Consider the following 12,308-nt stretch of genomic DNA (forward strand, 5'->3'; position numbering starts at 1 on the left):
TCAATGAAATCTAAAATCACCTATTACGATTGGATACCTTATTTTAAAGCTATAGCTATTAAAATGTTTGAGATTAGTAAAGACAAGAGTAACCGTGACTCATTGTTACTCAATCTTGCTAATGAACTATTTGAGGAGGGCACAGCAATATTGAATTTTTCAATAACAGATCCGTTTTCAATTATTTATTCTATAGCTCAAAAAAACACAAAAAATCAAAGAAAATATATTTTTGAAAGCATTAAAGCGGTTTGTGGTTTAGAAGAAAATTTACCAACCGATTTTACTTTTCCAACGCCTACTCCTAATACAAAAAGTCTGTTTTTTTTTAATGGGCACTATGTAGATGGCGAAGGGATAGCTATTGGAAATGATTGTTTGTGGAATTTATTTCACCAAGTGTATAATGGGGAAGAAATAAATAACGATGATTTTTTAAAGGTATTAGCGCTTAAAAATGTTGGAGTAACAAAGCTAACACAAGCAATGTTTTTAATAAATCCAAACGAGTATATGCCCTTTGATACTCAAATGAATAAGCTTCCTGTTGATTCATTAGATAATTTAAAATTAATATCCTTACAAATTGAAGAAGATGGCGTATTGCCTTATTATGATGTGTTAAGCATATTAAAAAGTAACTTTCCAGGATGTTATTACTACGAAATTAATTTACTCAACTACCTACTTAATACAACCACAGGAGAGCAGTTAAGGGTTTCGAATACCTATTGTCAAGTAAGCAGTAATGCTCAAGGTCAAAACGAAGGCGATTATTTTGATGATTTTGTAGACAAAAATGGTGTTTATACTGGAAGTGCGTTTTTAAATGAACATACAAAATATCCTTTACAAGATTATAAGCCAGGTGACGTGGTTTTGGTAAGAAGAGGCACTAAACGACTAGGGGGTATTGGTTTAATAGTAAATAATGAGTACTTACCCAATGGCTATGATGACGATTTAATGATTAAAATTATATGGTTAGTTAAAGACAACCGTAAAATTCAATCTACAGCGTTAGGACAATGGGATGGTTTTAGTCATGCAACAGCTAATACTGTTGATAGGTTTAAAGAATGTTACCCCGAAACTTTCAAAATATTAGATTACACAAGAAATAAGCAAAAAACTATGGTAAATCATTCAGCAGTAAAGTTTAAGAATTTAATTCTTCAAGGACCGCCAGGTACAGGAAAAACAAGATTAGCCAAACAAATAGCAGAATGGTTAACTGATGAAACGTCAGATAAAGAAAAATCGATTCTTGAAGCAATCGAAAACAAGATGTTTAGTAAAGAACCAGAAGTTGAAGAAAACCCTTGTGTAGAGGTTATTCAATTTCATCCATCATACACTTATGATGATTTTGTTAGAGGTGTTAAAGTAAATGTTGTTGATGAAAAAATATCTTATGATGTTGAAAATAAAATCCTTGGTCAAATGGCTTTCGAAGCAGCTAAACCAGAAAATCAGGATAAAGCTTTTGTGCTTATTATAGACGAAATCAATAGGGCAAACCTAAACAGTGTGTTAGGTGAGTTAATTTATGCTTTAGAATATAGAGGTAAAATGGTAAACAGTATGTACAAAACAGAACAGGGTTATGGTATAACCATTCCTCATAATTTGTATGTAATTGGTACTATGAATACAGCCGACAGAAGTGTTAGCCATTTAGATTATGCAATACGTAGAAGATTTACCTTTATACCTGTGCCAGTAAATGATGAGGTGATAACTAATGTGGAGTCTAAAAAAGTTTTCAATGTTATTAGAAATATTGTAAAAAATAATATTTCTCCTGAATTTAATGTAGATGATATTCAAGTAGGACATAGTTATTTTTTAGTTGAAGGGAAAGACCTGTATTACAAAACAAAATATGAAGTTATACCATTATTAAATGAATATATTAACGATGGGATTCTGTTACCTTCTGCAGAAGATGAAATAAAGGAGTTATTGTCAAATAATTTTTAATGAATGCTAAAAAAATAAATATTAAAGAGCATTCGTATTCCTACGACTTAAATGAAGAGGAATTAATTGACTTATTAAAAAAACCAAATCAATTAATAGAAGAAATTAATCTTGAAAAAGGGGGTTTTAAAACAGGATATTTTATTGGTATTTCTAGGTTAGGTTCAACTCAAAATATTCTAAATGTAGCACCTAAATTAGACACAGCAACAACTAAAATCAATTACCTGTCCATGTTATCAAAAGGGATGCAACATCCTGAAATGACTAGTTTTGGTAAAGATTTGTTTTTTGTGGATCTGGATGCTAAACCTATAAAAGTTAAACAAGATCAAGATTTAATTACACCGTTAATTATTGTAAGCTTTTTACAGCTGCTTTCTATTATAGTAAAAAAAGGATTGAGGAAGAGTTATTATAAAGTCGAACAAAATATTTACGGAAATGTAAGAGGTAAAATATTGGTGTCTAAAACCATTAAACAAAACCTGTTTAGAATTAAGAATCTATATACCTTTTGTGCATATGAAGAATTTGGTGTTGACAGCCCTGAAAACCGAATTTTAAAAAAAGCATTATTGTTTTCAATTAAGTATTTAAAGTCATTCAACACCCTAGAAAATAAGTTTGAACCATTAATTAATTACATTTCACCAGCATTTAAAACAGTTAATTCAAGTATATCAATATCTGAAATTAAGCACTTTAAAAACGATAATTTTTTTCCGGAATACAATAGAGGTTTAGAATTAGCTAAAATGATTATAAAGAGGTTTGGTTATAATATAAATTCAATCTCTAACAATCAAGACGTAAATGTCTATCCATATTGGATAGATATGCCTAAACTATTTGAGTTTTATGTATTAGGTATATTAAAAGAAGAATTTGGTCGAAAAGATATAGTTTTTCAATTCAGTGCAAATTATGGAGAGTTAGATTATCTACGAATCACAGAAGGTAAAGAACTAGTAATTGATGCAAAATACAAGAATCTATATGTGAATAATAATTATGAAATTGATGATATTAGACAATTAAGTGGTTATGCAAGAGATAAAAAGACATTATCTAAAACCAATATAAAATCGGAGTTCTGGAAGTCAACTTTATTAAATTGTTTAATAGTTTATCCTGATCAAACGAGTGGTATTCTAGAAAGTTTTGAAAGCAAACTTTTTCTCAATCCAATAAGTCAGTTTGAAAATTTCTATAAAGTTGGTGTTAAAATACCAACAAAAGATATAATTCGAAATGAGCCATTATGAATATTAATACCAATCTAAATTACAATTGCAGAGTTTCAATTGATTAATAAAAATAAAATTTAAGCGTATGAAAATACAAAACATAACCATTAACAAATACAAAGCTTTTCAGCGTTCAGAGATACTTGCTATTGGTAGTAAAAATGTATTTATCTATGGTGAAAATGGCAGTGGTAAAAGTTCTGTTTATTACGCGCTTAAAGATTTCTTTCAATCGAGTGTTGAGAATATCAATATGGCAAATTTGCGCAATTTATACTTAACCGATGGGCTAACAGATTGCGCTATTGAAGTGGAATTTGACAATAATACAACTAATTCATTATCTGATTCTGGAAGAGATACAAATATTCCAAGCATAATAGATGCAAATCGTTTAAAAAGTTTCGTGACTTACAAACATCTTTTAGGTGTTCATAACGTAAAGTTGGATAATGAGCTAAATATTTTTGATTTAGTAATAAAAGGGGTATTAAAACATTATAAATCACAAACAGTTACAGGGGGTGTAGAGCTAGGTAAATTGTGGAGTGATTTGTTAGCAGAAAGTAAAATTCCTTATGGGAGTGGTAAATATTATCACGCAACTAAAAAACGTAAAGCTGTTGAAGTAAAAGCTGTTGCTTTCAATAATGCATTAGACAGATTGTTTTTTACAGGAGGTAGTGATTACTTGGGTCCTGTGGTAAATAAAATTTTAAATACTTTAATTCCTGGTTTAGAAATAAATTTTTTAAGACATCGAATAAATGTTGATCAGAAAGGTGAGTTAAGTAAACCTAAAATAGCATTACTAATTTCTTCTAACGGAACTTCTTTAGATACTCATTATCCTCATTTTTCATTAAATGAAGCAAAACTATCAGCTATTGCTATTAGTATATTTTTAGGGGCAATAGTACGTCAATCAAGTTTTTCACAAGACATTAAAATATTGTTTTTAGATGATATTCTTATTGGTTTAGATAATGAACACCGTTTAAAATTGATAAAACTTTTAAAAGAACCAGAGTTTCAAGACTTTCAAATTTTCATCACCACTTATGACAGGCACTGGTATGAAGTAGCAAAGCTTCAATTAACCGATTGGAAGTTTCTGGAGTTTTACAAGGGGGCTAATGGTCCGGCTATAATTGATAATGAAAAAGATGATTTAAAAAGAGCAAAAGATTATTTTGATGCTTATGATTTTCCTGCTGCTGGAAACTATTTAAGAAAGGTTTTAGAAAAAACGTTAAGAGACAAACTTCCTAAAACCTATACGCATAGTGAAGAAAAAAACGGTTCATTAAAGCCCTTAAAATTGGACACTATGATTGATAGGTTAAGATTATATTATTCAGATATTGAAGTAGAAGTTCCAATTCAATTAATTGATAGTATAAAAATTTATAAATCAATTCTATTTAATCCAATGTCGCACGATGATATTAAAAGCCCCATTTATAAAAATGATATAGAAGATGGATTTAAAGTTATTGATGAATTACAAAATCTACAGTTACCAATAAAGGATATTGTACTTGAAAAAAATAAAACATTCCAAATAGACTTACCCGATATTTCTTATACAGCAGAAGTTGTTGTTGTCGAAAACGTTTATAAAGTGGATAATAATAGAACAATTTCCTTTACATCTACGAAGTTCTCATTTAACCTGTGGACTAGAGAAACGATTGATTTTGCCAAAAGTACAGGTGCACCTATCGAGTCGTATAAGCCTGGAGATAGATTGGACAATATTTTAAAAGGACCATATGATTTAGAATGGATATCTAAAGCCATAAATCCAACTTATAAAGAAAAAGGATTAGCAGAGATCAATGTTGAAGATTTAAAAAACGCTATGACTTGTGATGGTAAGACACTAACACAATGGTTGGTATAAAGTATAATAATATCTTAATAGAAACTATTAAATAAAGTATTATAATAAGTAACATAAGAACTCTTTATACAACTCATAATAAAGAAGCTAATTAAATAACTATTAAACCTTTTGGTATAACTATTGCTCTAAATATTAATGTTAATATTCTTTTAAATAGTCATTTAAATACTATTTTATATCTTTGTATTAAGTATATGCTTATATACAAACTATTAAAAGGAAGAATAAAAGAAGTTTTGAATAGAAGAATAGACATATCTAAAGTATTCCCTAAATATGCATTTTGGGATATGGATAGTAGTAAACTATCTCTTAAAAGAGATAAGGATATTATTATTCCAAGAGCTTTATATGCTACTACCAAAGAAACTTTTCCTAAAGATATTAGTGTATTAGAAGCATATTATTCTAAAAAAGAAATTGTAGATATTTTAAAGCACACTAAAGAAAACATTAGTAATCAAGTATGCGAATTGGTAAGTAAACGCTACAATACAAAACCGTTTTACCGCTACGCTGTATAACGATGCAAGCGGTTTCTTCTGCACTTTTAAAAACCATTAAAGAATTACAGGCTTTACCAAGTTTGTCTAAATTTGCTTTGGCAGGTGGTACTAATTTAGCATTACGTTTTAATCATCGCATTTCTGAAGATATTGACCTATTTGCTACTGAAATAATAGGTATAAAAGGCTTTGAAAACATTGAAGCTGAAGTAAAGGCATTCTATGGCAACAATGTTATAAACATAGTATATCCCGTTAAAGAAAACGATCAGTTTGTATTTATACGCTTCTTTATTAAAAAAGGTGATGTCACCATTAAAGTAGATGTTATTCAAAATATGAAAGCACTCTACCCTTTTGAAACCATTAAGGCTGTAAGATGTTATAATGTAAAAGATATTGGTTTGTTCAAATTAGTAAGTTGTTCTAACAGACCTGCCAAAAAAGATATTTACGATTTAGAATACATTACAGAATCTAACAACCTAATTGATTTATATAATATTTTAAAAGAGAAGAAAGCAAAATTCAATAAAGATACTGATAGGAACATCTTTGATTTAGACGAAGACCCAGACCCAATAGACAATCCGCATTTACTACTACTTTTTGATAAAAGAATGGCAACCAAACAAAAAATGCGTCATTCACACGATAACATTTTAAATATTGAAGGTAGTAAATCGTGGCGAGAAGCAAGTATGTATTGGAGAATGAAGGTCAGACGCTTATATGCATCTATAGGAATTGAATATCCCAAGTTGTACACCATTTAAGAAAAACATTGAGAACAGAATTAAAATACATAGAATTAAAGAGCGGATTTTCGGATAATGGAACTGCTTGGATTGGACTCGTTTCATTCTCTAAAAGCGGAAAAACAGTTTATTTTGATGGTAAAGGATTTCAAAGTTTAAATGGAACTGGAGTTTCAGGCGGAAACTATTATGAAATTGAATCTGGAAATGAATACTGGATTTCTGGAGTTAAAAAAAATATGTCTGACCGACACAAATTTGGCGGAGGAAAAATCTTTGTGGAAAAACGGATTTTAAATGATTATCTGCAAACTATCGAAAAAACGGAATTGCCAAAATCTGGTTATGAATTGACCGAAGTAGAAACTGAAAAACCGACTGAAAGAATTAATGAATTAGAAAATTCTCAACTGGAAAAATCAGAAATTGACGAAAGTATTTATACAAAAACACCAAAGAAATTGACAAATTCCGAACTTGAATTTCTTATCGAAGAACTAATCGAAGACGAAAAGAATGCCAAGTATAATAAAGGTAGGAGAATGATTAAAAAAGATAGAATTGAATTAGAAACGGAACTTGAGAAACGTGAATAAAAACGGTGTACAACAATGTATAACCGCAATTGCTGCGGATTTTCCTAAGCGGAAAATCCTCGCGAACGCCAAAGGTTCCTGATTTTTAACTAAATTAGTACCAAAACCAACGCAACTGACGGTTATACGAGACCGTTATAAGTCCCCACAACCCAAAACCCGGATCGAGCGTTTAGAATCTATCCAGTGGATAGATTTAGCGAAGAGGCCAGCTGGCGTGGTGGCAATTAAACTATTTTCTTTTGTAATTCCCCACAACCCAAAATCCAGTTTTCTCGTACCTCAAAACCCTCTGTCTTTTGTGTTGTTCCGCTCACCCCTACAAGTTTAGCGTTTTTTTGTCTTTAAGGTAATAGCATATTACAGCTTTGGTTTTTCATAAAATCAAACCAAACTGCAATAAGCTATAATTTATTATTTTATCATAAAAACCCTAAACTCACCCAAGCTATGTTTACATAATGCGTAGTTATAACAACTGAAGCGTTATAACGGTCATTATGTAAAATATCCGCTTTTGCCCACGCTCAAAACAGAACTAAACAAGAAACATTCGTAAGTTATTTAAACCTCAAAGGATTTTTAATTAGGTAATCAGAAGCCATTTGTTCAATATCATCATTGGTATATTGTTTATGCTTAACTATCCATTCATTTATTTCAGCTTTTTGAAAATATAGACGTTTACCACGTTTAGAGTGAGGTATCTCTTTTGTGCTTGTTAATTTATAAATTGCAGATGGTGTTATACTTAAATAATTAGCAACTTCCTTAACATTCATTATTTCAGGTATGATAACACCTTTAGCTTTAGCGTCTTTAGTAGCATAGATATTTTGTAATAACTTTTCAATTCTATCTAATCTCTCATTAATAATTTCAAAAGGATTTTCCATAATACTATTTTTTATAGTGAAGTATGAAAATAAAAAAAGGTAGCAAATATAGGTAGCTACCTTGTGCCAATGCTCAATGCTATAAAGGTCAAGCCCTCTGGGTTTTGAATAAAACTTTTTAATCAAAATTGGTAAACAAGCATCAAGGTTTTAGCATAAAAAACTTTTATCCAAAAACCTTGACAGCATCACCCACGCTACCAAGACATCAGCTTTCTTTTTTTGTTTTCTTTTAAAAATTAATAGTAAAAGAAAAAGCCCTATGATGCAAAACCATAGGACTCTTTCAGCTTCAAAGGTCAGAATGAAACTTATGCCACTTCTACGATGTTTAAAACGTTATATGCGCCATTTTTAAGCGGATATTGAACACCGTTAATCTCTTGAAAGAACTCAACTAAAAGCAGGTAAATATCGTTTCCTGTACCTGTTGGCACACCTGCTGGAGTTAATGTTTGCGATGCAGAGGTCGAATCAATCGGAATATTTACAGTCGGACTGTATTCAATCGCATTTTCTGTAGTATCAAAATCAACTTTTAAGAAAGCCGATGTAAAACTAACGTGAGTTGCACCACTTGGATAAGAAATGTCGTTAGTAGGCGTTAAATTGGGGATTGAAATTTCACCAGTCAAACTATCTACAGTAAATGGAGCGAATAAAACAGCACTTAAAATAGCTCTATTATTGAAATCAAAGCCTTTTAAAGCAGCTTTACCCTCTGTAGTTGCTAATCCTGTAGCTACATTTCTTTCGCCTCTTATAGAGGTTGTATCGAAGTTCTTAATTTGCGTCATTACTTGCGTAACACGACTTGAAACTCGATTATCTTTTGCTCTAATCATTAAGTTTCTCGCAGAAGTTCTTAACAACTTACCAGAAGATGCAGAACTACCAAATTCAGAACCATTTTCACGAGTACGCTCAAACGCAGGATCGTTTTGAATACGCTCTTTTGAAACACCGCTTTTAGTCTTTACTAAATAGCCTTCTTTACCCTTGTAAAACGTCAAATTATCTAACGTTCCTTCGAGTTTAATAATACCTTTTAACTTTGCCATAACAATACGTTTTTTAATGATGAATAATCAAATATACGTGCTATAAAGCATCAATGTTTATAAGCACTTCCGTACTGTTTACAACTTGCCAAAACTTCCGAAATAGATAGTTTTTTCACTGCGATAATTGTCGTATATTGTATATAAGAGCTTTACAGCTACGGTATAGCTAAAGTATAGTTAGAGTATTAATTTTAAATTTTGAGCCAATGAGCAGAATCTGTATTTACCCTAAAGACGTGCAAGTGGTAACAGGTAAAAGTGAGCGTTATGGTAGAACTATAATCAGCAAGATTAAAGAGCACCTTAACAAAGATTCACACCAATTAGTTACTATAGATGAATTTTGCGACTTTATGGGCTTTGAAATCAGTAAAGTACGAGGATTAATCAAGTAAATTTCGTATCTTTAACACAAGGTTTTAAAGGTGACCTATTAGGTGACCTCATAATGGTACAGGACTGAAACATCAATAAATAAAGGCACTACGAAAGAGGTTCACTTACCTCTTTCTCCGCAAAAGGAAACCCATAATGAAAATTATGGGTTTTTTGTTTTTATCATTCATCTTAATAAAAAAAAATTTCTTAACCTTTATTCAAAATTATTCAAACTGACCAAAATCATTTTAGAATTAACCATTTGATGATAATTTAAACATTGCCAATATAGGTTGTCCTTATGAAGGAAAATAAAGAAGTGCATTGGTTTACATATATAATTACCATTACATTTGTAAGAATAAAATAATTCAAAAAATATCCATACCCATGAAAATAAAAACCATAATCACTCTTTTTATATTTACTATACTCTTCGGTTGTAAAACACAACAATCTCAATCTGAAAGCACTATTTCAGAAATTAAAACTATTCAAATTCCTGTTCGCGAATATTCGGTATTAACCGTACTTTGGCAACAACACGCAGCCGAATACAGGGCTCTTGCATATCAAGCATACAATACCGCTCAGCTTCAATTAGATAATATTTTACGTAACAGGAAAAATTATGAGAAACCACTTGCAATTGTGACCGACATAGATGAAACTGTTTTAAACAACAGTCCTTATAACGGCAAAATGATTGAATTGAATGAAGAATATTCTAATGCACGTTGGATTGAGTGGGGTAAAGAAAAAAAAGCCGAAATTGTTCCGGGATCTCTTGATTTTTTTAAGTATGCTGCAAGTAAAGGTGTAGAAATTTTTTATATCTCTAATCGTTTATTGGTTCAAAAAAGTGAAACTATTGAAAATATGCAAAAGCTTGGGCTTCCGTTTTTAGACGATGCACATTTTTTATTGAGAGAGACTGTTAGCGGTAAAGAACCACGAAGGTTACAAGTACAAAAAACACATGAAATTATAATGTTATTGGGTGATAATTTATCCGATTTTTCGGAAGTCTTTGACAACCAAAATACTGAAACAAGAAATTTTAAAGTAGATAGTTTAAAGGCAGCTTTTGGAAACAAATACATTGTATTGCCAAATCCAATGTATGGAGATTGGGAAACCAAAGGGATTTTAGAAGGGAAATATAACTGGACCGCTTCTCAAAAAGATTCTATCCGACACAGTAAAATAATATCTTATTAATCAAAAAACTCCGAAGTAAATTCGGAGTTTTTTGATATCAATTTTAATAATTTTAACCCGTAAAGTACGATAAAATTACAATTACAATAACAACCAATACTACTGAAAGTATAACATCTATTGCTGTATAGCTACCTTTGGTTTCTTGTTTGTGTTCTGCTGTTAATGTTCCGAATGATAAGCCTTTTATGGTTTCATAATTAGGTGCAGTAGTAGCTAAACTTACTGTAACACATAAAATAACTGAAAAAATAAACATAAAAATTGCCATATGCGCAAAGTTAACACTTGCAAAACCATACAATAAACCTGAAGCAATCTGTTCACCGGTTTCTTTAAAATGCACTATTGCCGGCTGATAATATATTTCTGAACCCAAACGCAGTATTAATAATCCTAAACCTGTTAATAATGTTGTAATAGCAGCAGTTGAATTTACACGTTTCCAAATTATACCCAATAAAAATACCGCTGTTACCGGTGGTGCAATATACGATTGTACATTTTGCAAATATTGATACATTACTCCTCCTCCAATTTTTTGCATTATAGGTATCCAAATTATGCCTAAAATTACAATAATACTTGTTGCTATTTTACCTACGTTTAGCAGTTTTTTTTCAGTTTCAAATGGTCTTAATTTTTTATAAATATCCATAGTAAATATGGTTGAACAAGAATTAAATACCGATGCTAATGAGCTCATTAAAGCAGCCATTAATCCACCTGCTACTAAACCTTTAAGTCCAACAGGTAATAATGTTTTTACCAGCATTGGAAAAGCTCTGTCAGCTTTTGCTACACTAAACACTTCTGGATTTTGCACGCTTAAAGCAAAGGCAATTATACCGGGTATTAAAAATATAAATATGGGCAATAATTTTAAATAAGCACCAAAAATAGCACCTCTACGTCCAATTTTAATATTGTGAGCAGCTAAGGTTCTTTGCACAATATATTGGTCGGTACACCAATACCATACACCTACTATAGTACCTCCAAAAAGTAAACCTGTCCATGGAAAATCAGGATCAGTCATTGGTCTCCACATATTGAAATGTTGCGGACTCGCCTCTCTAACAGTTTCAGTTAATTGTCCCCAGCCGCCTACTTCTTGCAATCCTAAATACGTAATTATAACAGAACCCATTATTAAAATAATTGTTTGCAAGGTTTCTGTATAAATAACGGCTTTCATCCCACCAACAATAGTATAAATTCCGGTAAAAATTACAATTCCGATAGCTCCATACCAAAAAGGAATTCCCAATAATTCAGACACTACAATTCCACCGGCATAAATAGTTACAGAAACTTTTGTAATTACATACCCCACCAATGAAAATAACGATAAAAACCAACGCGATCGGCTATCAAAACGTTTTTCCAAAAATTCGGGCATAGTAAAAGCACCACTACGCATGTAAAATGGTAAAAACAACCAACCTAACAATAAAACTATCCATGCATGTAACTCATAATGTGCCATTGGCATTCCTGTTTCATATCCTGTTCCTGCTAAACCCACAACATGCTCTGACCCAATATTTGAAGCAAAAATGGAAGCACCTATAACAAACCAGCCTACATTACGCCCTGCCAGAAAATAATCTTCTGTATTTTTGTTTTTTTGAAGTACTACCCATACCGCAACTCCTATAAGAGCTAAAAAATAAATACCTAATACAACCCAATCAAAACGTTCTAATACTGACTCCATAATTTTTTATGATTTAAATGCAAAAAA

General features: G+C 31.1%; 11 protein-coding genes. 8 read left to right on the top strand and 3 right to left on the bottom strand.

The window, feature by feature from the left end; translation table 11 throughout:
• The first annotated feature begins 3 nt into the window (after positions 1-3).
• The 6 genes from HGB55_RS04835 to HGB55_RS04860 all read left to right on the top strand — a co-directional run bounded on the left by HGB55_RS04835 (position 4) and on the right by HGB55_RS04860 (position 7,002).
• The gene (locus HGB55_RS04835; RefSeq protein WP_168815199.1) at positions 4-1,983 is read left to right on the top strand and encodes an McrB family protein; all 1,980 of its coding nucleotides are present in this window, start codon (positions 4-6) and stop codon (positions 1,981-1,983) included.
• Complete coding sequence (locus HGB55_RS04840) at positions 1,983-3,251, top strand: hypothetical protein (RefSeq protein ID WP_168815201.1); 1,269 nt, start codon at positions 1,983-1,985, stop codon at positions 3,249-3,251. The genes HGB55_RS04835 and HGB55_RS04840 overlap by 1 nt, the downstream gene beginning before the upstream one ends.
• Positions 3,252-3,318: 67 nt before the next feature.
• Complete coding sequence (locus tag HGB55_RS04845; RefSeq protein WP_168815203.1) at positions 3,319-5,139, top strand: AAA family ATPase; 1,821 nt, start codon at positions 3,319-3,321, stop codon at positions 5,137-5,139.
• A gap of 197 nt (positions 5,140-5,336) precedes the next feature.
• Entirely contained in the window at positions 5,337-5,666 is a 330-nt protein-coding gene (locus HGB55_RS04850; RefSeq protein ID WP_211047346.1) for a hypothetical protein, read from the top strand.
• A 2-nt stretch (positions 5,667-5,668) separates the two neighbouring features.
• A complete protein-coding gene (locus HGB55_RS04855) occupies positions 5,669-6,424 on the top strand; it encodes a nucleotidyl transferase AbiEii/AbiGii toxin family protein (protein ID WP_168815205.1) in 756 nt (251 codons plus the stop codon).
• An 8-nt stretch (positions 6,425-6,432) separates the two neighbouring features.
• A complete protein-coding gene (locus HGB55_RS04860; RefSeq protein WP_211047347.1) occupies positions 6,433-7,002 on the top strand; it encodes a hypothetical protein in 570 nt (189 codons plus the stop codon).
• Between the two features lie 560 nt (positions 7,003-7,562).
• Here the strand turns inward: HGB55_RS04860 and HGB55_RS04865 are convergent.
• Positions 7,563-7,898, bottom strand: a complete 336-nt coding sequence (locus HGB55_RS04865; RefSeq protein WP_168815207.1) for a helix-turn-helix domain-containing protein — start codon at positions 7,896-7,898, stop codon at positions 7,563-7,565.
• Positions 7,899-8,209: 311 nt separating this feature from the next.
• Positions 8,210-8,959, bottom strand: a complete 750-nt coding sequence (locus HGB55_RS04870) for a hypothetical protein (RefSeq protein WP_168815209.1) — start codon at positions 8,957-8,959, stop codon at positions 8,210-8,212.
• A gap of 209 nt (positions 8,960-9,168) precedes the next feature.
• Here HGB55_RS04870 and HGB55_RS04875 point away from each other — a divergent pair, with 209 nt between their 5' ends.
• Both HGB55_RS04875 and HGB55_RS04880 read left to right on the top strand, forming a co-directional pair.
• Positions 9,169-9,357: a hypothetical protein gene (locus tag HGB55_RS04875; RefSeq protein WP_168815211.1), complete on the top strand. Its 189-nt coding sequence runs from the start codon at positions 9,169-9,171 to the stop codon at positions 9,355-9,357.
• A 373-nt stretch (positions 9,358-9,730) separates the two neighbouring features.
• Positions 9,731-10,561 carry a 5'-nucleotidase, lipoprotein e(P4) family gene (locus tag HGB55_RS04880; RefSeq protein ID WP_168815213.1) on the top strand — a complete coding sequence of 277 codons (831 nt, stop codon included), beginning with the start codon at positions 9,731-9,733 and terminating at the stop codon, positions 10,559-10,561.
• A 52-nt stretch (positions 10,562-10,613) separates the two neighbouring features.
• Here the strand turns inward: HGB55_RS04880 and HGB55_RS04885 are convergent, their stop codons facing one another.
• A complete protein-coding gene (locus HGB55_RS04885) occupies positions 10,614-12,281 on the bottom strand; it encodes a sodium:solute symporter (RefSeq protein WP_168815215.1) in 1,668 nt (555 codons plus the stop codon).
• Between the last annotated feature and the right edge of the window lie 27 nt (positions 12,282-12,308).

Origin of the sequence: Lutibacter sp. B1 (assembly GCF_012524075.1) — a bacterium.
Taxonomy (GTDB): Bacteria; Bacteroidota; Bacteroidia; order Flavobacteriales; family Flavobacteriaceae; genus Lutibacter.